Origin of the sequence: Streptomyces sp. NBC_00885 (assembly GCF_045207475.1) — a bacterium.
GTDB lineage: Bacteria > Actinomycetota > Actinomycetes > Streptomycetales > Streptomycetaceae > Streptomyces.
Window position 1 is genome coordinate 3426240 of record NZ_CP108796.1, and the last position, 23989, is coordinate 3450228.

Below are 23989 nucleotides of genomic sequence, written 5' to 3' on the forward strand. Positions count from 1 at the left end.
CTGCCCGATGGGCGCTGCGTGGGGCTACTTGCCCTCGTTGGCGGCCTTCACGAGCGCGTCCTTGGTCACGGCGCCGACATAGACCGTGCCGTCGTCCGTCATCAGCGCATTGACCAGGCGGGTCTCGAAGACCGTGCCCGAGCCGAACTTCCCCTCGACCTTGTCGCCGAGCGCGTCCAGGAGCTTGCTCGCCTCCGGCGGCATGTCCTCGCCCTTCGGCGCGCCGGAGCCCTGGCCACCGGGCATCTCGATCTTCGCGATGGAGGTCCAGCCCTCACCGATGACATTCAGACCCTTGAAGTCCTCGGCACCCTCGAAGTCCTCGTGACCCTTGAGGTCCTTCGGGCCCTTGAAGCCCTCGTGGTTCCTGGCGCCCTCGCCCTTCTCCAGCTCGTCGGCCTCGGTGACCTTCGCCCCCTTGGGCGGGGTGAAGTCGAAGGTGGAGGCTGCCGGCTTGGAGAAGTCGACCTTGGTGAAGCCCGCGTCGATCACGGCCTTGCCGCCGCTGGCCGGCGTGAGCGTGAACTTCAGCGGCACGCCGTTCTCCGCGTCCACCGCGATCTTGATCGAGCCGATCGTCGAACCGCTCTGCTTGGGCTTGATGACCAGCTGGTACGCATCGCGGCCTGCCACCTGCGCCGTACCACCGACGGTCACCGACGTGGTGTCGCCCGCGGCCTTCAGCGCCTCGTCGGCGAAATGCTTCGGCGTGGTCGGGAGGTCCTTCGGCAGGGCCTCGTGCTCCTTGCCCTTCTCACCGGAGCCGCCGTCCTTGGCGTGGAAGGCCTCGTTCGAGGCGCTGTCGTACGCCCAGACCTCGTCGCCGTTGTGGATCAGGCTGTACTCGGCGGCGTCCTCAAGGATGGAGACCTTCGCCTTGTCGGGGCCGTCGGCCGCGACGCGCAGGGTGTGCGAGCCGGTGGCCAGTTCCATCAGCTTGCCCTGGGGATCGGCTGACGAGCCTGCGCCCGGGCCGCCCTGGCCCTTGGGTGCGAAGGAGCCGCCGCCCAGCCCCGCGAGGCCGCCCAGCGGGAGGCCCAGGTCCGTGTTGATCTTCACGCTGCCGGACAGCTGCTGGGTCTCCGAGGCGGCCATCTTCTCGATGAGTTCCTGCGCGCTGATCTTCGGCAGATCGGGGTCACCGGAGGCAGCGAGCGCCGGGACGAGCCCGATGGTCGCCGCCGCCACCCCGGCCACCGCGACCGGGACGAAGTAGCGCGCTGCCCTGCGGCGGCCCGCTGCGAGGTCCTCGGCCTCTTCGGTGGTCTGTGCGCTGTCGTTCGGTGCCATGGTGTGCCCTACCTCCGTGGTTGGTCAGGTTCCACTGACTCCATCTGACCAAATCGGGTGAACAGAAGCGTCAGTCCGCGGGAGCAACTTGGCGTACTGCTATGGGATGACACAAGGACGCGGCGCCTCCCCCAGCCAGTGGGGGAAGCGCCGCAGGCCCAGTTGAGGAGGGGTTACTTCTGGATGAAGACGTAGTCGGCCCCGTAGGGGACGCCGACGACGGCGCCCTTCTCACAGCTGCCGGCCGGGGCGACGCCGCCCACGGTGTTGAGCCGGAAGATCTCCTGGGTGCCGGCCAACAGGCCCCGCTTCTTGCCCGACTGGGTCGCCTTCAGGTCCAGCTCGGCGATGTTCTTGTCACCGTTGGGGGTCTTGCTGATCAGCTTGCCGGTGACGGCGCTGTGGTCGGGCGCGATCCACTGCGGCGTACCGGAGTTGGGGGCGACGAAGGAGTGGGCGATGTTCCCGCCGAGGACAGCGCGGACATCGCGCTGCTGGAAGGAGAGCGTGCCGTCCTCGCCCTTCTTGCACTCGTAGATCTGCTTGCCCTTGACCACGGAGGCCTGGAAGTTGTCGAGGGCGTCTGAGAAGTTGAAGGAGCCGGTCACCTTGTGGAACTGGCCGCGGACGGCGCCGCCCGGGAACTGTGCGGTGTGCAGGTTGGCGTAGAAGCCGTTCGGGTCGGCCTTGAAGGCGTCGAGCACGGCCTTGTCCTTGACCCTGACCGTGCCGGCGACGGCGCCGGTCCAGCCCTTGGCCTTGGTCCTGCCCTTGCCGACCAGCTCGGTGAAGTCGATCTTGATGCCGCCGTTGGTGCCCTTCGCGCCCTGGTGGATGTGGAGGGCGGTCGGCTTGTCGGTGCCGCGGAACTTCACGGCAACGGACACCTTGTCCCCCTTGACCTTCACGAACTCCAGCGCGACGCCGTCGCGGTCACCGACGGCGGGTCCGCCCTGCACCGGCACCTCGTTCGCGCCGTTCAGGCTGGAAACGAAGAGGGAGGCACCACTGTCCGAGCCGCTGCCGCCGCTCTGGACCGAGATGCTCGCGCCGCTGTCCCCCTGGCTCTCGCGGCCGGCGTTGGAGCTCTTGCTGTCGGCGAAGGCCGGCAGAACGGCGAGCGCCACGCCCGCGGCTGCGGCGACGGCGGTCGTACCGACAAGAAGTGCCTTGTTGCGCTTCATTCTGAAATCTCCCCGTACTGGTGCCAACGCCCGGTGCGTCGGCTTCCGGGCATGAGTACGGAGTGGATCCGAGATTAGACTCAATCCAAGAATGAGACCTGCGTCACATCCTTCGGGTGGAACCCGAAGCAGGTCGCAGGCGTGATAACTGGTTTGTCAATCCGCCCGCCGGCGGTCAGCCCGCGCGGTGGACCACCGCGTCGCAGAGTTCCTCCAGGGCAGCCTTCGCAAAGCACTCGGGCAGCGGGGCGAGCATCGCCCGCGCCTCCTCCGCGTACCGCACGGTGTCCCGCCTGGCCTGCTCCAGCGCCGGGTGGACACGCAGCCGCCGCAGTGCCTCGCCGTGCCGGGCGTCGTCCGTCAGATCCCCGTCCAGCAGGGCGACGAGCTCCAGGTCCTCGGGCCGTCCGTGGGCCTCGGCCTGCGCGCGCAGACGCAGCACCGGCAGCGTCGGGATGCCCTCGCGCAGATCGGTGCCGGGCGTCTTGCCCGACTCGTGCGAGTCGCTCGCGATGTCGAGTACGTCGTCGGCGAGCTGGAAGGCCACGCCGAGCCGCTCTCCGTACTGGGTGAGGATGTCCACGACACCCTCGTCGGCGCCGGACATCATCGCGCCGAACCGGCCGGAGACCGCGATCAGCGAGCCCGTCTTGCCGCCGATGACGTCGAGGTAGTGCTCGACCGGGTCGCGGCCGTCACGCGGCCCCGCCGTCTCCAGGATCTGGCCGGTGACCAGCCGCTCGAAGGCCTCGGCCTGGATGCGCACGGCCTCGGGGCCCAGGTCGGCCAGTATGTGCGAGGCCCTCGCGAACAGGAAGTCGCCGGTCAGCACGGCCACGGAGTTGCCCCAGCGGGCGTTGGCGCTGTCCACGCCGCGCCGCACATCGGCCTCGTCCATCACGTCGTCGTGGTACAGCGTCGCGAGATGCGTGAGCTCGACGACCACGGCCGAGGGCACGACACCCGGCGCGTACGGATCACCGAACTGGGCCGCGAGCATCACCAGCAGCGGCCGGAAGCGCTTGCCCCCCGCCCGTACGAGATGCTGTGCGGCCTCCGTGATGAAGGGCACCTCGCTCTTGGTGGCATCGAGCAGACCCGCCTCGACAGCCGCCAATCCGGTCTGGACATCGGCCTCAAGAGCCTGGTCCCGCACGCTCAGCCCGAACGGCCCGACGACGGTCACGAGGGGATCTCCTGTCTGCTGACGGTCACACGGATTGTCGATGTGTCGCTGGATTCACTCAAGTCAGCGTATCCGGTCGCCTTTCGATCACCATGGGCGCCTTCCCGTCACCGCCGGTATGTTCGTGATCAGCTGGTACGACATCGAGTGACCCTTTCGCCAGGAAGCTCCCGCCATGCGCATCCGCACCGATTTTCCGTACGAGACCGCCCATGAGGACGTCCGTATCCCCCTCAAGGACGGCACACGGCTGTACGCGCGCCTCTGGCGGCCGCTGACCGGCGAACCCGTTCCCGCCCTGCTCGAATATGTGCCCTACCGGCTGACCGACTGGACCGCGCCGCGCGACTATCAGCGCCACCCCTGGTACGCGGGCCACGGCTACGCCTCCGTACGGGTCGATGTGCGCGGACACGGCAACAGCGAGGGACTGCCCGGCGACGCGTACGACGCCACCGAGGCGGCCGACGGGGTCGAGGTGATCAACTGGCTGGCCGGACAGCCCTGGTGCACGGGCCGGGTCGGAATGTTCGGGATCTCCTGGGGCGGCACCGACGCCCTGCGGATCGCCGCCCTCGCCCCAGAGCCGCTGAAGGCGATCGTCACCGTCTGCTCCACGGACGACCGCTACGACAACGACGCGCACTACATGGGCGGTTCGGTTCTGGCCGGCGGGATGCCCGCCTGGGCCGCGACCCTGCTCGCCTTCACCGCCCGGCCGCCCGACCCGCTCCACGTCGGCGACGCCTGGCGCGAGCAGTGGCTGAACCGGCTGGAGGCTCTCTCCCCCTTCATCCACACCTGGCTCGCCCACCAGATCCGCGACGACTACTGGAAACAGAGCAGCGTCCGCGAGAACTACGCCGCCGTCGACGCGGCGGTCCTGGCGGTCGGCGGCTGGCACGATCCGTACCGGGACACCGTGCTGCGCCTGGTCGAGCAGCTGCCGCCCGACCGGGTACGGGGCCTGATCGGCCCGTGGCCGCACGAGTACCCCGACCGCGGCCGCCCGCCGGGACCCGCGATCGGCTTTCTCCAGGAGACCCTCCGCTGGTGGGACCACTGGCTGAAGGGCAGGGACACCGGCGTCATGGCCGAGCCCCTGCTGCGCTCCTGGATCAGCGAGTCGCACCGGCCCGCGACCGTCTACCGCGAACTGCCCGGCCGCTGGGTCGGCGACCCCGCCTGGCCCTCGCCGCACCTCACCTCAGTGCCGTACGCGCTGACGGGCGAGCCGCTCATCGTCGACTCGCCGCAGCACACCGGCCTGGACGCCGGACGCTTCCTCCCCACCGGCAACGACGCCGATCTGCCGCCCGACCAGCGCGACGAGGACGCCCGCTCGGCCTGCTTCGAATTCCCGGTCACCGACGAGCCGGTCGAGATCCTGGGCCGCCCCCGGGTGACCCTGCGGCTGCGCCCGGACGTGCCCTACGGCCAGGCGATCGCCCGCCTCTGCGACGTCGCCCCGGACGGCTCCTCCACCCTCGTCACCCGCGGCGTGCTGAGCCTCTCCGCCCGCCACGGCCGCGAACGCGCCAACGCCTGGCCGCCCGGCACGACCGAGGACGTGGCCTTCGAGCTGAACGCCATCGGTCACACCTTCCCCCCGGGCCACCGCATCCGGCTCGCCGTCTCCTCCGCGTACTGGCCCTGGATCTGGCCCCACAGCGGCTCCGCGGGCTTCACCCTCGACCCGGCGGGCTCCCGTCTGGAGCTCCCCGTACGCGATCCGGGCGCGGGCGCCGAGTACAAGATCCTCTTCGAGGAGCCGGAACAGTCCGAGCCGCTCGGCGTCAGCTCCCCCGTGACGCTCGACGAGCCGCGGCCCGGGCGGCTGGTGACCCGGGACGTCGCCAAGGGCGAATGGCGCGTCGAGACCGACCCGCGCCACGGCGCCACGCTCGTTCATCCGGACGGCCTCGAGTACACGGAGGACACGCTGGAGACGTACACGATCCGCGAGCGCGACCCGCACTCCGCGCACACCCGCTCCACCTGGACGATCCGGCTGCACCGGCCCGAGCTGGCCTGGGACGTGACGATCGAGACCCGCTCCGAAGTCGGCTGCGACGCGGCCGACTTCATCACCCGGGACGAGGTGGTCTGCCGGGACGGCAGCGAGATCGTCTTCCACCGCACCTGGGAGCGGCGCATCCCCCGTATGGCCGGGTGAGAGCGCAGGCCGGGTGGCCTGCCGCGGCGGGGGAACATCCACGTAACGTGGGACCCACACCCGTGGAAAGCGAGGCAAGCACCGATGCCCGAGCAGAGCCCGCTCGATCTGGCCGAGGGCGATCCCTTCGGCCCGCACAATCTGCCGTACGGCGTTTTCAGCACGGCCGACGAGCCCGGCCGCCGGCGGCTCGGCGTCCGCATCGGCAGCCATGTGCTCGACGCCGGGGCCGCGGCCCACACCCTCGGCTCCCCCTATGCCGCGCTGCTGGCACAGCCGAGCCTCAATCCGCTGCTCGCCGCGGGCCGCACCGCCTGGCGCGATGTGCGCCGCGCGCTCACCGCCTGGGTCACGGTGCCCGCCCACCGCGCGGACATCGAGCCGCTGCTGCACCCGCTCGACTCGGTCACGCTGCACCTTCCGTACGAGGTCGCCGACTATGTCGACTTCTACGCGAGCGAGCACCACGCCACCAACGTCGGCAAGATGTTCCGGCCGGACGGGGACGCGCTGACCCCCAACTGGAAGCACCTGCCCATCGGTTACCACGGCCGGTCCGGTACCGTCGTCGTCTCCGGCACGGATGTGGTGCGCCCCTCGGGCCAGCGCAAGACTCCCGCCGACACCGCCCCCGTCTTCGGCCCCTCGGTCAAGCTCGACATCGAGGCGGAGGTCGGCTTCCTCGTCGGCACCCCCTCCGAGCTGGGCACGCCCGTGCCGCTCGGGGACTTCCGCGAGCATGTCTTCGGGCTCTCGCTCCTCAACGACTGGTCGGCGCGCGACATCCAGGCCTGGGAGTACGTCCCGCTCGGACCCTTCCTCGGCAAGTCCTTCGCGACCTCCGTCTCCGCCTGGGTGACCCCCCTCGAGGCCCTCGACGCGGCGCGGACCGCCCCGCCCGCCCGCGACTTCGATCTGCTGCCCTACCTCGACGACTCCGGCGAGGACGAGCCCGGCGGCTTCGATGTGCGCATCACGGTGGCGATCAACGGCCATGTGATCTCCGAGCCGCCGTTCGCCACGATGTACTGGACGGCAGCCCAGCAGCTGACCCATATGACGGTCAACGGCGCGTCCCTGCGTACGGGCGACCTCTTCGGCTCCGGCACGGTCAGCGGCCCCGAAGTCCACATGCGCGGCTCGCTCCTCGAACTCACCTGGAACGGCCGGGACATCCTCGAACTCCCCGAGGGCAAGCGGACCTTCCTGGAAGACGGCGACGTGGTGACGATGACCGCGTGGGCGCCCGGCCCGGACGGCACCCGGGTGGGCCTCGGCGAAGTGACCGGCCGGATCGTCCCGAGCGTCGGCTGAGTCGGCTGATGAGCGAACTCACCCTGCCCGAGGAGCTGTTGCTGCTCGCCCTCGACCCGGCGACGGGCCGCCGGCACTGCAGCAGGAGCTACCTCCAGTACGGAGTGGCCGGCGCCGCCCTGGCCGAACTGGACCTCCAGGGCAGGGTGGCCGAGGCACGCGGCCGGGTGACGGTCGTCAATCCACTGCCGCCGCAGAACCCGCTGTCGGCGCAGATCCTGGCGAGCCTCCCGGCCCCGCGCGGGAGCCGGTTCGGCGACGGCGTCCATGCCCGGCGCTGGGTCAGGCGCACCGGGCGTCACGTCGAAGAGCTGTGCCTGCACCACCTGGTGGGGCGCGGTGCCCTGCGGGTGGAGACCCGGCGCTTCCTGGGCCTCTTCCCGTACCACCGCTACCCCGCGGCGACCGAGGACTGGTCGTCATCGGCCCGGGGGCGCTATGCCCAGTCGATGGCGTCCGGCTTCCCGGACCGCCGCAGCCGACTGCTGGCCGGCTTCACCACGGCGATCGGTCTTTCCCGGGTGCTGCATCCGGGCCGGTCCTGGCGGGAGAGCGGCGTGATGCGCGCTCTCGTACGGGAGGAGTGGGCCCCGTACGCGGTGCACCGCGCCGTCAAGCAGGACAAACGGTCGAGCAGCATCAGCGTCGGGGACGGGGGCGGGTCGGACGGCGGAGGCGACGGTGGGGGCGGCGGCGACTGACGTGCAGGGGGTGGCAGATCATCGGCTACTCCGGCCTGAGCGGCGGCAGCCCCATCGCATTGGGGAACGGCACCCCGCCCGCCCCGACGATCCGCCGCGCGAGCGGACGTAGACACTCGGCGAGCCTCGCGTCGCCGAGGACGGGCCGGGCAAGCCGATCGGTGGTGGCCTCGATCGCAGCCCGCTCCAAGCGGCCCGCGTCGGTGAGGGTGCCGTCCTCGGCCAGCACTCCCCGCTCACGGAGGCGTTCCTCGGCGTCCTGCCACTCGTCCTCGCTCCACCCACGGTTGAGCCGTTGCTCGGTCGGGGCGAGCCCCAGCGCCACGGTGATCACATTGGCCTCGCAGCCGTCCACCCCCGCGGCCACGAGGGCGGCGACATGCCCGTCCCCGCGGAATTCCCGCAACGCGGTGGCAGCCCACCACAGCCCCAGGTGAGGATGCTCGGGCACGGGCAGCGCAGCATGCGCGGCAAACAGCACCCGCCCTGCGACGGGAAGCGCCTCGACCGCCCGGCGCCCGAGTTCCGCGGCCTCGGCGACCTCCGGCCCCTCGACAAGCTCCCCGAGCAATCGCCGCAGAGCCTGGTCAGTCACGTCAAGCCGGGCCGCAAGCACCTCCTCGGGCGTACACCGATCCCAGGCATCCGGAATCGACCGGGCAACCCGCGCAGGCGCGAAGTTGTAGAAGGCGGCGGTCACCACCTCCGGCGCCACCGCACCCAGCGCGGCGGCGCGCGAGGCGAAGTACCCCATCCAGAAGCCCTTGAGCCCGGACCCGGCGGCGGAGTAGACGGGCACCGTCTCGGGCGCGAAGTAGACGGGCGCGTGTACGCATTCCAGCGACTGCCAGATGTCGTCCATGGTCACCGACGCTAGCCGACACAGGGCACGTCAATGCGACGTGATGCCCTCACCCGTGTGCGGGAGCCTGATCGCATTCCCGCCGGATACGCTGGACAGACCCGCGAGACTCCGTCCCATGGGAGCACTGATGAGCGTCGAACCCGAGGCCCCCGAGCCCAGCTGGCCGACCCCGCCCGTGGGTGGCTGGACTGCCGACGACCTCGACCGGCTTCCGAACCTGCCTCCGCACACGGAACTGATCGACGGGAGCCTGATCTTCGTGAGTCCGCAGACGCTTTTTCATTTGCGGGCGGTCGACTTCTTCAACTGGCAGTTGCAATCTGTGGCCCCCGAGGACCTGGATGTGGTCCGGGAGTTCACCATCGACATCGACTGGCAGAACAGGCCCGAGCCCGACGTGATCGTCGTACGCGAGGATGTCGTGGAGGACGCACGCCAGACCCGGTTCCCGGCCGAATCCGTAGTGCTGGCCATTGAGGTCGTCTCCGCCGAATCCCGGACCCGCGACCGCGAGACCAAGCCGGTGAAGTACGCACGCGCCAAGATCCCGCACTACTGGCGGGTGGAGGACAACGAGGGCAAGGCTGTCGTCTACGTCTTTGAGCTCGAGCCAGCCACCGGCGCCTACACCAGCACCGGCATCTTCCACGACCGAATGAAGGTCTCCGTCCCCTTCCCCGTCGACCTGGATCTGAACGGGATCGCAGCCCGCCGGAAGCGAACCCAAGAACAGTAGCCGTATCAGCCGAAGAGCCCGGCACCTCACCGAGGTGCCGGGCCGGGTGTCATCCGATGGCCTTGTAGCCGGACCAGCTCGTGCCGACGCTGCTGTTGATGATGTTGAACATGTTGGTGGTGCTGAGCGCGGCGGTGCTGCTCCCCGGGTAGATCACGGCGTTGCCGTCGGATTTCAGGGCCCAGACATCAAGGATGGCGTCCCCTGTGACATCCGGGCTGCCGATGACGATGGGTATGTCCGCGACGTGCCAGCCCGAGCTTCCGTAGATGAAGTCGATGCCGTCGGCGGATGCCGTCTGGACCGCGAAGGGATTTCGGAAAGCCAGTAGGGAGAGGGCCCATACCGCGCGATGGATCCGCTCCTGGTTGGCAGACCAGTGTACGGGTTCATATTGATGGAAAGGGTCGGGTGCACGCCCACCCGGTCGGCCCCGTTTATCGAGACTAGCGACATGAAGGAAAGCGGATCCATGGGAGCGAGAACCCCCTGGCCTTGGCGGGCATGGGACGAGCTGACGCGAGATATCCAGAACGCGTACGAGGACATCGGTGCACCTCGGAGATCCTTCGTCTCGGCTGTTGAGCAGAGCCAGCCCTACCGCGATCTCGTCCATGCTCTGAGTGAAGTAGCTGAATTGAATGACGATACGGACGTCAACTGTGACGTATGTTTCAGCTATGTACTGGAGTCGGATGGGTTGTACTTCGTTCGCCTTTCGATGGTTGGGTTGTATGCAACTTTTGAAAGGTTGCATGGTCACGGAGGTGCAGACCTTGTCACCTCGCGGAAAGATTGTTCATCGGACTTTGAGCGCGATGTATTCCGGTTGCTGACGGCCCGTGGTTTTCATGTCTTGTCTGAGGGTGAGCTGAATTCAGTGGTCGATCTGGCGCCTCCAGACATTGACAACGGGGCGGTGACGGTGCGCAATGCGATCTTCTCTCCAGAGGAGTAAGCGCATTTGCTTTGGAGGAGGTGGGCTGTGAAATTCCGAGGCTGCGGTGTTCCGGGAACAGTGTGGCACTGGAGGGGCAGTTCCAGCGGTGTGACGAAGTCGGGCACTGGCGTACGCCCGAGACATCCTCGCCCCCGGCGCGAAGGCGGTCTCGGGCACCGAGTACCGCTGGCTGGCCTGCCGACTGGCCTTTTGACAACCCTTTCTGGGCCAGGCACGACTTCAGGAGTCGGTCCGACGCAGCCCGAAATCGAGGACTACACATTCCACTCCCTGAACGCGTGCACTCAGGAATACTTGCACCACTTCCCGAATCGCCGTGTCGGGGCCACGATTCTTGTCCACCTGGAAGCGTCTGGTCTTGACAGCAGGGACATGAGGGCGCCTATCCGCGGAATATCAAGGTTCCTTCATGCAAGGTGGTACGGGTAACCCAAGGCGTGGGGGCTGTTTGACGGCAACGTCGGCTGCAGCGGATGGGTCATCAGGGCGGTCGCCGCCCCGCCACCGAATGCGTCGTTGAGGGTCTCGATGGCTTGGCATTGGAGACGGAGCCGGACTCTGGCATAGACGTCGGCACCCTCACTCCGAGGGCCATGCTGCCCGGGTCAAGGCTTGGACGTGGACGTGTACGTCACGAAGGTTGCCCACTGGGCTTCGGTGAAGGCGAGTTGGGGGCCCTGGGTGTTCTTGGAGTCGCGGACGAGTACCGCACCAGGAGCCGCCGCTATCTCGACGCACTCGCTACTGCTGCTGCTGTCGCTGTAGCTGCTCTTGAACCACTCCAGCTCGGAAACGTCCCCGGCAGAGGGCTTGCGGATCATGTCTCTCCCAGCATTTGCTCGATGAAGGCCAGCGACTCCCGTGGCGTGAGAGCTTGGGCGCGGATCATGCCGTACCGCAGATCAAGGACCCGGAGCTGTTTTGGCTCAGAGAGCGGACGGCCGCCGGACTGTCCTTCGTCACGGCCCACCGCTGAACCGTCCCCGAACTTCAACACCTCGATCCCACCTCCCATCCCGGCATGGTCGTCGCTGTCGGTCGGCATCACCTGGATCGCGACGTGCCGTAACTGACCAACCTCCAGAAGGCGTTCCAGCTGTCGGCGCAGCACCATTCTGCCTCCGAGCGGGCGCCGCAGTGTCACCTCCTCCTGAACGAATGTGAGGGCCGGGGCAGGGGACCGCCCGAAGACCGCGTTCCGAGCCATGCGCGCGGCCACGGCTCGCTCCACCTCGTCCTGCGAGTAGGCGGGTTGCCGCATCTCGAACAGCCTGCGCGCGTACTCCTCCGTCTGCAACAGCCCGTGAACGTTGTGGTTGCCGTACACCCCGATCTCGACCGCCTGAGCCTCCAGCCTCGCCAGGTCCCGAACCTTCTTCGGGTACCGCGCCTCCGCGATGTCCTTCTTCATCGCGGCGATCTTTCCGCCCGCTCCCAGTGCCTCGTCTGCCTTGTCCAGGAACTCCGGCCTGGGGATGCGCTTTCCTCCCTCCACCTTGTAGATCAGGTTCTCGCCGTAACCGATCGCCGCACCGAACTCGGCCGGCCGCAGCCCCGCCGCCTCGCGCCAGAGTTTGAGCTGGTGGCCGAGTGCGGCGACCACGGCCGCCGAGTCGTTCTCCGGATCGACCTCCCAGCCGGGCTCGTCCGCCCCTTCCGCCGCGTGCTCCGCGCGTTCCCCGTCCACGCTCATCCGCGCCCACCTCCGAAAATGTCATGGTGGACAGCCTGTACAGGCCTTGACAGCCGCCAGACAGTCACCGTACGCATCGACTTCATCACTGTTCAGGCTACGCACGCACGGCCACGCTGAGTTACGTGAATCCAGAAATCACCCAAGCCAGCGTCACCGTCCGCCAGTTCAGCGTGCAGCTCTCCGCCACCCGCAGAGGTGCCCGCCTCGCCCGTCTGCTCGTGACCGAGCAACTCCGCTCCTGGGGGCTCCCGTTCGAGACGGCAGCTCAGGTGGTTGCAGAGCTGGCTTCGAACGCCGCGCTGCACGGACGCGTACCGGGACGCGACTTCCGCCTCGCCCTCGCGGCCACCGAGCGCACTCTCCGCATCGAGGTGACCGACACCCGCAGTGACCTTCTGCCCGTCAAACGGCAGTCCGGAGACGACGAGTCCGGACGCGGACTCATCCTCGTCGATTGCCTTCGCCGACCGCTGGGGCGTCACCCACGGCCCGGCACCCTGCAAAACCGTGTGGGCCGAGTTTGATCTCGCACCCTGACCGGCCCCCACCGGGACGAGGCGCGGCACGTTCCGGCTTTGCCTGGAGGTCTGCGCAGACGTCAACCCCGACGATCGTCCAAGTCTCGTGCTGTCGTTCGGCCCAGGCCCTTGGCTGTCCCCACTTCTACGTTCGTGCTTATGGAACGAGAATCGCGAGAGAACATCCGTGCTGGTCGGCCGCTGGCCGCGCTGGGGACGCTTGGCGCGGGAGCGGGAGCAGTGGCCTGGCTTTCCCCGGGCGGACTGGGTGAGGCCGACGCAGTCGAGGTCGCTGGCGGAGCCTCGGCGTCCGCCTACCGATCGGCGACCGGGACAATGGCGGACGCTCCCTCGTGGCTTGGCCCGCTCCTCGAAGTAGCCACCGAGGGCACTCTGGTGATCCTCGGGATGTTGCTGGCCTGGATGTGGTGGACCGGAATCCGCCACACGGACCCACGACTCGCCGCCGGAACCGTGTTGACCGGCGTCGGCACCATCGCTGCCTATGCGGTCAGCGAAGCCGTGAAGCTGGTGGTGGACGAGGAGCGGCCATGTCGTGCCCTGCGCACGGGGGCCGACTTCGTCGCGGAGTGCCCCGGCGCAGGGGACTGGTCGTTCCCGAGCAACCACGCCACCCTGGCCGCAGGGCTGGCAGTCGGCCTGGCCATGCTGCGGCCCCGCCTCGCCGCAGTCACGCTGCCACTGGCCGGAACCGCTGCGCTGCTGCGCGTCGTTGTGGGAGTCCATTACCCGCACGATGTGCTCGCCGGTGGGACTCTCGGCGGCGCTGTGGTGGCGGCCGTGCTGCTCGCGTTCATGCCGCGCGCTCAGCAGGCGGCGTCACTGCTGGGGAGGCAGCGGAGGAACGATTCCTGCCTCGTGGGCAACGACCGCGGCAGCAGCCCGGTTATCGACGCCCAGCCTCGCCAGGATAGAACTCACATGGGCTTTGACCGTTCCCTCCACCACATGCAGCCGTCGGGCGATCTGTCCGTTGGACAGGCCGCTCCCGAGGAAGGCCAGTACCTCCCGTTCCCGAGCAGTGAGGGCGTGGACCCGGTCACGTGCGGTGGCGCGCCGACCGGCCAGGGCGCCCGCGCCAGTCGCGGCGAGGTGCGCGACGACCCGGGCCGCGACCTTGGGTGACAAGTAGGCGGCGCCTTCGGCCACCGCACGGACCCCCGTGATCAGTTCCTCGGGCTCGCCCGACTTGATCAGAAATCCGGCTGCACCGCCGCCGAGCGCCTGAAGGATGTAGTCATCCTCGCCGAACGTTGTCAGCATGACGACGGCCGTGGTCGGCACCATCCTGCGGATCTCCGCCGCCGCCTCGATCCCGTTGATCCCCGGCATGCGGATGTCGAGTACAGCCACCTGAGGCCGGTGGCGACGACTCAGTTCCACGGCGTCGTGCCCGTCCCCGGCCTCGGCTACAACATCGATGTCCGGAACTGTGGAAAGAACGGCGCGCACCCCCGCGCGGATCATCGGCTCGTCGTCGGCGATCAACACCCGGATCATCGGATGCTCACGAGGTGAGGGCGTCCATGGACACGAGCGTGGTCTTCTGGAAGCAGAGCCGGTAGGCGTCCCCGGACCGGTTGTCGAACCGGTCGGCCGTCATCGCGTAGTACTCGCACGTTATGCCGTGTCCTCTCGGTTCCTCAGCCGGGGGACGGTGGATCGTCTGACGGTCCGGCAGAAGACGCTCCACCTCGGAGCGATCTTGCCCCACCCGGAGGCGGGCGTAGTCGCCCGGGTCCAGCACCGACTGCGACGCCGACAGCATCTCCCACCCCATGAGTACTCCGCTCAGCACCGCTCCCGTCACCAAGGGCAGCACGACTGCGAAGGTCAGGGCCCGGCTGACCCGGCGGCGAGCGCCTCGGTGTTCTTGGGGCAGTTCGCCGCCCGGCCAAGAGGATGCGGAGGTCAGTTGTGGCGGCTGTGCCGGGGAGGTGTGCGGAATCCTTGCGACGACGCTGTAGCCCCTGTCGCACGGGCCGTACGCGAAGGAGCCGCCGGCCAACCGCACACGCTCGTCAAGGCCGATCAGCCCACGTCCTCCGCCCGAGGGCCGAACTCTCCTGGGGAATGGCGGCAGGCTGTTCTCGACCACGACCTTCGTCTCTTCAACCGAATGCCCCACACGGACGGTCGCCTTCGAGTGGGGCGCGTGCTTGGCGACGTTGGTCAGCGCCTCCTGCACGACGCGGTGAGCGGCCCGCGCGACCGCCGGAGGGAGGCCGTCCTCCTCGCCGTCGATGTACAACTCGACCGCGAGCCCGGACGCCGACGCCTCGTCGGCCAGACGCGAGATGGTGGAGCCGGACGGCAGCAACGGCGCACCGTCGGTCTCCTCGCGCAGGACACCGATCACCTCTCCGAGACGCTCCACCGCGGCTGCCGCCCTGGCCCTGATGTCCCCGGCAGCCCTTCGGTGTTGTTCTTCGAGACCTGGCGCAAGTTTCAGGGCTCCCGCCGAGAGCGCGATCAGGCTGAGGTCATGGCCGAGTACGTCGTGCATGTCCTGGGCGATACGAGCACGCTCGCGCAGCCGGGTCTGCTCGGCCACCAGTCGCTGCTCGCGTTCCAATTGCTCGGCCCGCTCCCAGCCGGCCCGGACAAGCTCCTGGTATTGGCGCCAGAACCGGCCCGCGAACCAGGGCAGCATCGTGGCGAAGACCACCACTGTCACGAACCGGCTCCCCATCTGGAACCAGGCAGGCACGACGGCCACCGCTACCACGCCCGCCGCCAGAATCGCGACCAGAGCAAGCACAGTTGGGCGGGTTCGTCCGGGCCGCTGTCCCGCCAGGAAAGCGGTGACCGCAGTCGGCACAGCCCACCAAAGGCTCACCATGGTCAGACCAGCAGCCGTCGTGGCAGCCACTGTCAGAAGGTTCCCCGGATCAAGCGCCCGCTGAAAACCCGCCGTCCCGGTCACGGTCACGCCGTCGATCATTGTGCTGTCCACAGCCGCGACGGTACGGGCATCGGGAACCGTCCGACACTGCCGAAAGTCCAATCCGCCCCTGCGCCTGGCACCGTGGTGCCAGGACCGAAACCGTTCAGCCAGAGCCATGTCGCGCACCTCGCCGCATAAAGAGCGCTCGCCGCGGCGTCGTCGAAGACACCGCGGCGAGCGCTCAGAAGACGGGGCCGGGCTACCGCACGAACACTCCCGCCTGGCTCGCCAGGTCCAGGAAGTACTGCGGCGCCACACCCAGGACCAGCGTTACCGCCACGCCCACGCCGATCGTCGTCATCGTCAGCGGCGACGGCACGGCGACCGTCGGGCCGCCCTCCTTCGGCTCGCTGAAGAACATCAGGACGATCACCCGGATGTAGAAGAACGCCGCGATCGCCGAGGAGATCACACCGACCACGACCAGCGCGCCCGCGCCGCCCTGTGCCGCCGCCGAGAAGACCGCGAACTTTCCGGTGAAGCCCGAGGTCAGCGGGATGCCCGCGAAGGCCAGCAGGAAGACCGCGAAGACCGCCGCCACCAGCGGTGAACGGCGGCCCAGGCCCGCCCACTTGGACAGGTGCGTCGCCTCGCCGCCCGCGTCCCGGACCAAAGTGACCACCGCGAACGCGCCGATCGTCACGAAGGAGTACGCCGCCAGGTAGAAGAGGACGGACGAAATGCCGGCGGGCGTCGCCGCGATGACACCGGCCAGGATGAAGCCCGCGTGCGCGATCGAGGAGTACGCCAGCAGTCGCTTGATGTCGGTCTGCGTGATCGCGACGATCGCGCCGCCCAGCATCGTGACGATCGCGATGGCCCACATGACCGGCCGCCAGTCCCAGCGCAGGCCGGGCAGGACGACGTACAGCAGGCGCAGCAGCGCACCGAACGCGGCGACCTTGGTGGCCGCCGCCATGAAGCCCGTGACCGGGGTCGGCGCGCCCTGGTAGACGTCCGGCGTCCACATGTGGAACGGCACCGCGCCGACCTTGAAGAGCAGGCCCATCAGGATCATCGCGCCGCCGATGAGCAGCAGCGCGTCGTTGCCCATGGTGTCGGCGAGCGCCGGGTCGATGGTGCGGACGCTGCCGTCGACGACGTCCGCGATCCTGGCGTACGAGACCGAGCCCGCGTAGCCGTACATCAGCGCGATGCCGAAGAGCAGGAAGGCGGAGGAGAAGGCCCCGAGCAGGAAGTACTTCACCGCCGCCTCCTGGGACAGCAGCCGCTTGCGGCGGGCGAGCGCGCACAGGAGGTAGAGCGGGAGCGAGAAGACTTCCAGCGCGATGAACAGCATCAGCAGATCGTTGGCTGCCGGGAAGATCAGCATGCCGGTGATCGCGAAGAGCACCAGCGGGAAGACCTCGGTGGTGGTGAACCCGGCCTTGACCGCGGCCTTTTCGCCGTCGCTGCCGGGCACGGACGCGGCCTGCGCGGCGAAGGAGTCGATGCGGTTGCCGTGCGCCGCGGGGTCGAGCCGGCGTTCGGCGAAGGTGAAGACGGCGACCAGCGAGGCCAGCAGGATCGTGCCCTGCAGGAAGAGCGCCGGGCCGTCGACCGCGATGGCGCCCATCGCCGCGATGTGCGCCTTGGTGGTGCCGTATCCGCCGGCCGCGAGTGCCACGACCGCCGCGAAGGCGGCCGTGAGTGCGACGACGGTCAGGAACACCTGGGTGTAGTAGCGCGCCCTGCGCGGGACCAGGGCCTCGACCAGCACACCCACGACGGCGGCGCCGACCACGATCAGCGCGGGTGCCAGCTGGGCGTACTCGATGGTCGGGGAAGGGATCTTGTCGATCGGCTCGGCGACCGTCGTCCACAGGCTGTGGACAGCCATTGCGCTCACTTGGCTGCCTCCGCGTTCTGAATGGGCACAGTGGGCTGGGGGTCCTTCTGCTGTACGTCGGACATCGTTTGCTCCACCGCAGGGTTGATGATGTCCGTCAGCGGCTTCGGGAAGACGCCGAGGAAGATCAGCAGCGCGATCAGCGGTGCGACCACCGCCAGTTCACGTGCCCTGAGGTCGGGCATCTTCGACACCTCGGCCTTCACCGGGCCCGTCATCGTCCGCTGATACAGGACGAGGGTGTAGAGCGCGGCGAGCACAATCCCGAAGGTCGCGACGATTCCGGCCACCGGGTAGCGGCTGTACGTGCCGACCAGGACCAGGAACTCACTGACGAAGGGCGCGAGACCGGGCAGTGAGAGTGTGGCCAGGCCGCCGATGAGGAAGGTACCGGCGAGCACCGGGGCGATCTTCTGCACTCCGCCGTAGTCCGCGATGAGCCGCGAGCCGCGCCGGGAGATCAGGAAGCCGGCCACCAGCATCAGCGCGGCGGTCGAGATTCCGTGGTTGACCATGTAGAGCGTCGCGCCCGACTGACCCTGGGAGGTCATCGCGAAGATGCCCAGGATGATGAAGCCGAAGTGCGAGATCGAGGCGTAGGCGACCAGGCGCTTGATGTCGCGCTGGCCGACCGCGAGCAGCGCGCCGTAGACGATGCTGATCAGCGCCAGTACGAGGATCACCGGCGTGGCCCACTTGGACGCCTCCGGGAAGAGCTGGAGGCAGAAGCGCAGCATCGCGAAGGTGCCGACCTTGTCGACAACCGCGGTGATCAGCACGGCGACCGGGGCGGTCGCCTCACCCATGGCATTGGGCAGCCAGGTGTGCAGCGGCCACAGCGGCGCCTTGACCGCGAAGGCGAAGAAGAAGCCGAGGAACAGCAGCCGTTCGGTGCTGGTCGCCATGTCGAGCTGCCCACTGGTCCGGGCGTCGGCGATCTCCGTCAGGGAGAAGCTCCCCGCGACGACATAGAGACCGATGACCGCGGCCAGCATGATCAGACCGCCGACGAGGTTGTAGAGCAGGAACTTCACGGCCGCGTACGAGCGTTGAGCCGCGGCGTTCTCTTCGGTGCCCGCGTGGGCCCGGTCTCCGAAGCCGCCGATGAGGAAGTACATCGGGATGAGCATGGCTTCGAAGAGGATGTAGAAGAGGAAGACGTCGGTGGCCTCGAAGGAGAGGATCACCATCGCCTCGACCGCGAGGATCATGGCGAAGAAGCCCTGAGTCGGCCGCCAGCGCGAGGACTTGGTCTCCAGCGGGTCGGCGTCGTGCCAGCCCGCGAGGATCACAAAGGGGATCAGCAGGGCGGTGAGTGCCAGCATCGCGACCGCGATGCCGTCCACGCCCAGTTCGTACCGGACGCCGAAGTCCTTGATCCAGGCGTGGGACTCGGTCAGTTGATACCGGGCGCCACCGGGCTCGAAACGTACGAGCACGATCGCGGCCAGCACCAGTGTGCCGAGCGAGACGAGCAGCGCCAGCCACTTGGCGGCGCTCCTCCTCGCGGCCGGGACGGCGGCGGTGGCGATGGCGCCGACCGCCGGAAGCGCCGCCGTCGCCGTCAGGAGTGGAAAGGACATCTCAGACCGCCCTCATCAGCAGGGTCGCGGCGATCAGGATCGCCGTACCGCCGAACATCGAGACCGCGTACGTGCGGGCGTAGCCGTTCTGCAGCTTGCGCAGCCGGCCGGAGAGCCCGCCGAAGGAGGCGGCCGTGCCGTTGACCACGCCGTCGACCAGGGTGTGGTCGACATAGACCAGGGAGCGGGTGAGGTGCTCGCCGCCGCGCACCAGGACCACGTGGTTGAAGTCGTCCTGGAGGAGATCGCGACGGGCGGCCCGGGTGAGCAGCGAGCCGCGCGGCGCGAGGACCGGCACCGGCCTGCGTCCGTACATCCCCCAGGCGATGGCGACGCCGACGACCAGACAGACCATGGTCGCCCCGGTGATCGTGGCCACGCTGAGCGGTGAGTCCCCGTGGGCGTGTCCGGTGACGGGCTCCAGCCAGTTCAGGAATCGGTCGCCGATGCTGAAGTACGCACCGGCGAAGACCGATCCGAAGGCCAGGACGATCATGGGGATCGTCATCGACGTCGGAGACTCGTGCGGATGCGGCTCATGGCCCTCCGCGTCCGGCTGCCAGCGCTTCTCGCCGAAGAAGGTCATCAGCATCACGCGGGTCATATAGAACGCGGTGATGGCAGCGCCCAGCAGCGCCACGCCACCGAGGATCCAGCCCTCCGTGCCGCCCTTGGCGAAGGCCGCCTCGATGATCTTGTCCTTGGAGAAGAAGCCGGACAGCCCCGGGAAGCCGATGATGGCCAGATAGCCGAGGCCGAAGGTGACGAAAGTGATCGGCATGTACTTCCGCAGGCCGCCGTACTTGCGCATGTCGACCTCGTCGTTCATGCCGTGCATGACCGATCCGGCGCCGAGGAAGAGCCCGGCCTTGAAGAAGCCGTGCGTCACCAGGTGCATGATCGCCCAGACGTAACCGATCGGGCCGAGGCCCGCCGCCAGGATCATGTAGCCGATCTGCGACATCGTCGAACCGGCCAGCGCCTTCTTGATGTCGTCCTTCGCGCAACCGACGATCGCACCGAAGAGGAGCGTGACCGCGCCGACGACCACGACCACCAACTGGGCGTCGGGTGCGCCATTGAAGATCGCTCCGGACCGGACGATGAGATACACACCGGCGGTCACCATGGTCGCCGCGTGGATGAGGGCCGAGACCGGAGTCGGGCCTTCCATCGCGTCCCCGAGCCAGGACTGCAGCGGTACCTGGGCGGACTTGCCGCAGGCGGCCAGCAGCAGCATCAGCCCGATGGCCGTCAGCTTGCCCTCGCTCGTCTCACCGGTCGACGCCAGGACCGGCCCGAAGGCGAAGGTCCCGAAGGTGGTGAACATCAGCATGATCGCGACGGACAGGCCCATGTCGCCGACGCGGTTGACGATGAAGGCCTTCTTCGCCGCCGTCGCCGCGCTGGGCTTGTGCTGCCAGAAGCCGATCAGGAGGTACGAGGCGAGGCCCACGCCCTCCCAGCCGACGTACAGCAGCAGGTAGTTGTCCGCGAGGACCAGCAGGAGCATCGCCGCGAGGAAGAGGTTCAGATAGCCGAAGAAGCGGCGGCGCCGCTCGTCGTGCTCCATGTACCCGATGGAGTACATGTGGATCAGCGAGCCGACGCCGGTGATCAGCAGGACGAACGTCATCGACAGCTGGTCCAGCTGGAAGGCGACGTCCGCCTGGAAGCTCTCGACGGGGATCCAGGTGTACAGCTTCACGTGCAGGGCGCGGTCGTCCGCGTCCTTGCCGAGCATGTTGGCGAAGAGCACCGCGCCCATCACGAAGGACGCGGCCGCGAGCAGCGTGCCGATCAGATGGCCGCTGCGGTCGAGCCGCCGCCCGCCGCACAGCAGGACCGCCGCTCCGAGCAAGGGCGCCGCGACGAGCAGCGCAATCAAGTTCTCCACGATTCAGCGACCCCTTACAGCTTCATCAGGCTGGCGTCGTCGACCGAGGCCGAGTGGCGAGAGCGGAACAGCGACACGATGATCGCGAGCCCGACCACGACCTCCGCGGCCGCGACGACCATCGTGAAGAAGGCGATGATCTGGCCGTCGAGATTGCCGTGCATCCGGGAGAAGGCGACGAACGCGAGGTTGCAGGCGTTGAGCATCAGCTCCACGCACATGAAGACGACGATCGCGTTCCGCCGGATCAGCACGCCTGCGGCGCCGATGGTGAACAGCAGCGCCGCGAGATACAGGTAGTTGACGGGATTCACCGAGTGGCCTCCTCTTCGTCCCGGTCACGGCCGAGCCGCTCCTCCGCGCGCTGCTCCAGCGCCTTGAGGTCGTTGAGCGCATCGCTCGACACATCGCGGATCTGGCCGCGCTCCCGCAGCGTCTTGCTGACGCTGAGCTGGGAGGTGGTGCCGTCCGGCAGCAGGCCGGGGATGTCCACGGCGTTGTGCCGGGCGTAGACACCGGGTGCGGGCAGCGGGGGCAGTTGCCTGCCTTCCCGTACGCGCTGCTCGGCCAGCTCCCGCTGGGTCCTGGCCCGCTCGGTGCGCTCCCGGTGGGTGAGCACCATCGCGCCGACGGCCGCGGTGATCAGCAGCGCACCGGTGATTTCGAAGGCGAACACGTACTTGGTGAACAGGAGCGCCGCGATGCCTTCGACATTGCCGCCGTACGCGCTGTTGGCCGGGCCCAGTCCGTTGAAGTTCTTCAGCGAGGCATTGGCGATACCGGCGATCAGCAGCACACCGAAGCCGAGACCGCAGACCGCGGCGAGCCAGCGCTGGCCCTTCAGCGTCTCCTTGAGCGAGTCGGCGGCGGTGACGCCGACCAGCATGACGACGAAGAGGAACAGCATCATGATCGCGCCGGTGTAGACGATGATCTGGACGACTCCGAGGAAGTACGCCCCGTTGGCGAGATAGAAGACCGCCAGGATGATCATGGTCCCGGCGAGGCTGAGCGCGCTGTGCACGGCCCGCTTCATCAGGATCGTGCCGAGCGCACCGAGCACGGCGATGGTGCCGAGCATCCAGAACTGGATGGCCTCACCCGTCGAAGTGACCGTGGCCGCGAGGGTGTTCATACGTCCACCTCCTCGGCCTTCTCGTCCTTGGAGACGGCGACCTGCTGGACCGTGCCGGGAGCGGCCTCGGTGACCAGGCCCCGGTAGTAGTCCTGCTCGTCCATGCCCGGGAAGATCGAGTGCGGGGAGTCGACCATGCCCTCCTCGAGACCGGCGAGCAGTTGCTCCTTCGTATAGATGAGGTTCTCGCGGGAGCTGTCGGCCAGTTCGAACTCATTCGTCATGGTCAGCGCCCGCGTCGGACAGGCCTCGATGCACAGCCCGCACAGGATGCAGCGGGCGTAGTTGATCTGGTAGACCCGGCCGTACCTCTCACCCGGGGAGTAGCGCTCCTCCTCGGTGTTGTCCGCGCCCTCCACATAGATCGCGTCCGCCGGGCAGGCCCATGCGCACAGCTCGCAGCCGACGCACTTCTCGAGCCCGTCCGGATGACGGTTCAGCTGGTGCCGGCCGTGGAAGCGCGGCGCCGTGACCTTCTGCTGCTCCGGGTACTGCTCGGTCAGCCGCTTCTTGAACATGGCCTTGAAGGTCACGCCGAAGCCGGCAACCGGATTCTGGAACTTGTCCTCGGATCCCTCAGACATCGTCAGCCTCCTTTCCGTCACTGGAACCGTCACTCTGAGTATCGGGGCCACCACTGACAATCAACTCGCGCTCCCGGCGCGGCCGCCTGCGCGGCACGGGCGGCAACTCCTGTCCCGGCAGCGGCGGTACGGGGAATCCGCCCGCCATCGGGTCGAAGGCCGGGGGCTCGCCCTTGGCGGCTTCGGCCTCCTGCTCCTTCTTGCCCCGGAACATGTCGGCGACAAAGGAGAGCAGCAGCACCGCGATGACCGCGCCTCCGACGTACAGCACGATCTGCTGGAAGTCGTAGTTCTCGTTCCGCAGCGCCCGTACGGTCGCGACCAGCATCAGCCAGACCACCGACACCGGGATGAGGACCTTCCAGCCGAGCTTCATCAGCTGGTCGTAGCGGACGCGCGGCAGCGTGCCGCGCAGCCAGATGAAGAAGAAGAGCAGCAGCTGGACCTTGATGACGAACCAGAGCATCGGCCACCAGCCGTGGTTCGCGCCCTCCCAGAAGGTGGAGATGGGCCACGGGGCCCGCCAGCCGCCGAGGAAGAGCGTGACCGAGACCGCGGAGACGGTGACCATGTTGACGTACTCGGCCAGCATGAACATCGCGAACTTGATCGAGCTGTACTCGGTGTTGAAGCCGCCGACGAGGTCGCCCTCGGACTCCGGCATGTCGAAGGGGGCGCGGTTGGTCTCGCCCACCATCGTGACGACGTAGATGATGAAGGACACCGGCAGCAGGATGATGTACCAGCGGTCCGCCTGCGCCTCGACGATCGCCGAGGTCGACATCGACCCGGAGTAGAGGAAGACCGAGGCGAAGGCCGCGCCCATGGCGATCTCGTACGAGATCATCTGCGCGCAGGAGCGGAGTCCGCCGAGCAGCGGGTAGGTCGAGCCGGACGACCAGCCCGCCAGCACGATGCCGTAGATGCCGACGGAGGCGACCGCAAGGATGTAGAGCATCGCGATCGGCAGGTCGGTGAGCTGCATCGAGGTGCGCTGGCCGAAGATCGAGACCTGGTCGTCGGCCGGCCCGAAGGGGATCACGGCGATCGCCATGAAGGCCGGGATCGCGGCGACGATCGGCGCGAGGACATAGACGACCTTGTCCGCGCGCTTGACGATCAGGTCTTCCTTGAGCATCAGCTTGATGCCGTCGGCGAGCGACTGGAGCATGCCCCAGGGGCCGTGCCGGTTGGGGCCGATGCGCAGCTGCATCCAGGCGACGACCTTGCGCTCCCACACAATGGAGAAGAGCACGGTGATCATCAGGAAGGCGAAGCAGAACACGGCCTTGATGACGACGAGCCACCAGGGGTCGGTCCCGAACATCGAGAGATCCTCAGCCGCG

General features: G+C 68.2%; 20 protein-coding genes and 2 pseudogenes. 7 read left to right on the forward strand and 15 right to left on the reverse strand.

Annotated elements, in window-relative coordinates:
- Positions 1-24: 24 nt before the first annotated feature.
- The 3 genes from OHA61_RS15290 to OHA61_RS15300 all read right to left on the reverse strand — a co-directional run bounded on the left by OHA61_RS15290 (position 25) and on the right by OHA61_RS15300 (position 3660).
- The gene (locus tag OHA61_RS15290; RefSeq protein WP_406303479.1) at positions 25-1290 is read right to left on the reverse strand and encodes a LolA family protein; all 1266 of its coding nucleotides are present in this window, start codon (positions 1288-1290) and stop codon (positions 25-27) included.
- Between the two features lie 173 nt (positions 1291-1463).
- Positions 1464-2474, reverse strand: coding sequence for a CHRD domain-containing protein (locus OHA61_RS15295; protein WP_406303480.1), 1011 nt, complete (start codon positions 2472-2474; stop codon positions 1464-1466).
- 175 nt (positions 2475-2649) lie between these two features.
- Entirely contained in the window at positions 2650-3660 is a 1011-nt protein-coding gene (locus tag OHA61_RS15300) for a polyprenyl synthetase family protein (protein WP_324983653.1), read from the reverse strand.
- Positions 3661-3835: 175 nt separating this feature from the next.
- On the opposite strand from OHA61_RS15300, the gene OHA61_RS15305 reads away from it, so the two are divergent.
- From OHA61_RS15305 to OHA61_RS15315, 3 genes are all read left to right on the forward strand, one after another.
- Positions 3836-5836 carry a CocE/NonD family hydrolase gene (locus OHA61_RS15305; protein WP_406303481.1) on the forward strand — a complete coding sequence of 667 codons (2001 nt, stop codon included), beginning with the start codon at positions 3836-3838 and terminating at the stop codon, positions 5834-5836.
- A gap of 84 nt (positions 5837-5920) precedes the next feature.
- A complete protein-coding gene (gene fahA, locus OHA61_RS15310) occupies positions 5921-7150 on the forward strand; it encodes a fumarylacetoacetase (RefSeq protein WP_406303482.1) in 1230 nt (409 codons plus the stop codon).
- An 8-nt stretch (positions 7151-7158) separates the two neighbouring features.
- Positions 7159-7851, forward strand: a complete 693-nt coding sequence (locus OHA61_RS15315; RefSeq protein ID WP_406303483.1) for a GPP34 family phosphoprotein — start codon at positions 7159-7161, stop codon at positions 7849-7851.
- Between the two features lie 25 nt (positions 7852-7876).
- Here OHA61_RS15315 and OHA61_RS15320 read toward each other — a convergent pair whose 3' ends face one another.
- A complete protein-coding gene (locus tag OHA61_RS15320) occupies positions 7877-8713 on the reverse strand; it encodes an SCO6745 family protein (protein WP_406303484.1) in 837 nt (278 codons plus the stop codon).
- A gap of 130 nt (positions 8714-8843) precedes the next feature.
- Here OHA61_RS15320 and OHA61_RS15325 point away from each other — a divergent pair, with 130 nt between their 5' ends.
- Both OHA61_RS15325 and OHA61_RS15330 read left to right on the forward strand, forming a co-directional pair.
- Positions 8844-9452 (forward strand): Uma2 family endonuclease, encoded by a 609-nt coding sequence (locus OHA61_RS15325; RefSeq protein ID WP_406303485.1) that lies wholly within the window; start codon positions 8844-8846, stop codon positions 9450-9452.
- A 454-nt stretch (positions 9453-9906) separates the two neighbouring features.
- Entirely contained in the window at positions 9907-10410 is a 504-nt protein-coding gene (locus tag OHA61_RS15330) for a hypothetical protein (RefSeq protein WP_406303486.1), read from the forward strand.
- A 608-nt stretch (positions 10411-11018) separates the two neighbouring features.
- On the opposite strand, the gene OHA61_RS15335 is transcribed toward OHA61_RS15330, so the two are convergent.
- A complete protein-coding gene (locus tag OHA61_RS15335; RefSeq protein WP_406303487.1) occupies positions 11019-11234 on the reverse strand; it encodes a DUF397 domain-containing protein in 216 nt (71 codons plus the stop codon).
- Entirely contained in the window at positions 11231-12106 is an 876-nt protein-coding gene (locus OHA61_RS15340) for a helix-turn-helix domain-containing protein (protein ID WP_406303488.1), read from the reverse strand. The genes OHA61_RS15335 and OHA61_RS15340 overlap by 4 nt, the downstream gene beginning before the upstream one ends.
- Before the next feature lie 125 nt (positions 12107-12231).
- Here OHA61_RS15340 and OHA61_RS15345 point away from each other — a divergent pair.
- Both OHA61_RS15345 and OHA61_RS15350 read left to right on the forward strand, forming a co-directional pair.
- Positions 12232-12646, forward strand: a pseudogene (locus OHA61_RS15345) (ATP-binding protein).
- A gap of 404 nt (positions 12647-13050) precedes the next feature.
- Positions 13051-13431 (forward strand): annotated as a pseudogene (locus OHA61_RS15350) (phosphatase PAP2 family protein); the annotation flags it as partial.
- A 36-nt stretch (positions 13432-13467) separates the two neighbouring features.
- Here OHA61_RS15350 and OHA61_RS15355 read toward each other — a convergent pair.
- From OHA61_RS15355 to nuoH, 9 genes are all read right to left on the reverse strand, one after another.
- On the reverse strand, positions 13468-14148 hold the full coding sequence (locus OHA61_RS15355; protein ID WP_406303489.1) for a response regulator: 681 nt from the start codon (positions 14146-14148) through the stop codon (positions 13468-13470).
- 7 nt (positions 14149-14155) lie between these two features.
- Positions 14156-15592, reverse strand: a complete 1437-nt coding sequence (locus OHA61_RS15360; protein ID WP_406307370.1) for a sensor histidine kinase — start codon at positions 15590-15592, stop codon at positions 14156-14158.
- 202 nt (positions 15593-15794) lie between these two features.
- Positions 15795-17444: an NADH-quinone oxidoreductase subunit NuoN gene (gene nuoN, locus OHA61_RS15365; protein WP_406303490.1), complete on the reverse strand. Its 1650-nt coding sequence runs from the start codon at positions 17442-17444 to the stop codon at positions 15795-15797.
- Positions 17441-19027 (reverse strand): NADH-quinone oxidoreductase subunit M, encoded by a 1587-nt coding sequence (locus OHA61_RS15370; RefSeq protein ID WP_406303491.1) that lies wholly within the window; start codon positions 19025-19027, stop codon positions 17441-17443. Before OHA61_RS15370 ends, nuoN begins: the two co-directional genes overlap by 4 nt.
- A gap of 1 nt (position 19028) precedes the next feature.
- Positions 19029-20924 (reverse strand): NADH-quinone oxidoreductase subunit L, encoded by a 1896-nt coding sequence (gene nuoL, locus OHA61_RS15375; protein WP_406303492.1) that lies wholly within the window; start codon positions 20922-20924, stop codon positions 19029-19031.
- Between the two features lie 14 nt (positions 20925-20938).
- The gene (nuoK, locus tag OHA61_RS15380; RefSeq protein WP_069927518.1) at positions 20939-21238 is read right to left on the reverse strand and encodes an NADH-quinone oxidoreductase subunit NuoK; all 300 of its coding nucleotides are present in this window, start codon (positions 21236-21238) and stop codon (positions 20939-20941) included.
- Complete coding sequence (locus tag OHA61_RS15385; RefSeq protein WP_406303493.1) at positions 21235-22059, reverse strand: NADH-quinone oxidoreductase subunit J; 825 nt, start codon at positions 22057-22059, stop codon at positions 21235-21237. The genes nuoK and OHA61_RS15385 overlap by 4 nt, the downstream gene beginning before the upstream one ends.
- Positions 22056-22643: an NADH-quinone oxidoreductase subunit NuoI gene (nuoI, locus tag OHA61_RS15390; RefSeq protein WP_406303494.1), complete on the reverse strand. Its 588-nt coding sequence runs from the start codon at positions 22641-22643 to the stop codon at positions 22056-22058. The genes OHA61_RS15385 and nuoI overlap by 4 nt, the downstream gene beginning before the upstream one ends.
- Positions 22636-23970: an NADH-quinone oxidoreductase subunit NuoH gene (nuoH, locus tag OHA61_RS15395; RefSeq protein WP_406307371.1), complete on the reverse strand. Its 1335-nt coding sequence runs from the start codon at positions 23968-23970 to the stop codon at positions 22636-22638. The genes nuoI and nuoH overlap by 8 nt, the downstream gene beginning before the upstream one ends.
- Positions 23971-23989 lie beyond the last annotated feature (19 nt).

Excerpts from the sequence above, each read along its gene's own strand:
- OHA61_RS15295 (WP_406303480.1), bottom strand. The coding sequence starts at position 2,474 with ATGAAGCGCAACAAGGCACTTCTTGTCGGTACGACCGCCGTCGCCGCA.
- OHA61_RS15290 (WP_406303479.1), bottom strand. The coding sequence starts at position 1,290 with ATGGCACCGAACGACAGCGCACAGACCACCGAAGAGGCCGAGGACCTC.
- OHA61_RS15340 (WP_406303488.1), bottom strand. The coding sequence starts at position 12,106 with ATGAGCGTGGACGGGGAACGCGCGGAGCACGCGGCGGAAGGGGCGGAC.
- fahA (WP_406303482.1), top strand. The coding sequence starts at position 5,921 with ATGCCCGAGCAGAGCCCGCTCGATCTGGCCGAGGGCGATCCCTTCGGC.
- OHA61_RS15360 (WP_406307370.1), bottom strand. The coding sequence starts at position 15,592 with ATGATCGACGGCGTGACCGTGACCGGGACGGCGGGTTTTCAGCGGGCG.
- OHA61_RS15335 (WP_406303487.1), bottom strand. The coding sequence starts at position 11,234 with ATGATCCGCAAGCCCTCTGCCGGGGACGTTTCCGAGCTGGAGTGGTTC.
- OHA61_RS15370 (WP_406303491.1), bottom strand. The coding sequence starts at position 19,027 with ATGTCCTTTCCACTCCTGACGGCGACGGCGGCGCTTCCGGCGGTCGGC.
- OHA61_RS15385 (WP_406303493.1), bottom strand. The coding sequence starts at position 22,059 with ATGAACACCCTCGCGGCCACGGTCACTTCGACGGGTGAGGCCATCCAG.
- OHA61_RS15305 (WP_406303481.1), top strand. The coding sequence starts at position 3,836 with ATGCGCATCCGCACCGATTTTCCGTACGAGACCGCCCATGAGGACGTC.
- OHA61_RS15315 (WP_406303483.1), top strand. The coding sequence starts at position 7,159 with ATGAGCGAACTCACCCTGCCCGAGGAGCTGTTGCTGCTCGCCCTCGAC.
- OHA61_RS15330 (WP_406303486.1), top strand. The coding sequence starts at position 9,907 with ATGAAGGAAAGCGGATCCATGGGAGCGAGAACCCCCTGGCCTTGGCGG.
- nuoI (WP_406303494.1), bottom strand. The coding sequence starts at position 22,643 with ATGTCTGAGGGATCCGAGGACAAGTTCCAGAATCCGGTTGCCGGCTTC.
- OHA61_RS15355 (WP_406303489.1), bottom strand. The coding sequence starts at position 14,148 with ATGATCCGGGTGTTGATCGCCGACGACGAGCCGATGATCCGCGCGGGG.
- nuoH (WP_406307371.1), bottom strand. The coding sequence starts at position 23,970 with ATGTTCGGGACCGACCCCTGGTGGCTCGTCGTCATCAAGGCCGTGTTC.
- OHA61_RS15325 (WP_406303485.1), top strand. The coding sequence starts at position 8,844 with ATGAGCGTCGAACCCGAGGCCCCCGAGCCCAGCTGGCCGACCCCGCCC.
- OHA61_RS15320 (WP_406303484.1), bottom strand. The coding sequence starts at position 8,713 with ATGGACGACATCTGGCAGTCGCTGGAATGCGTACACGCGCCCGTCTAC.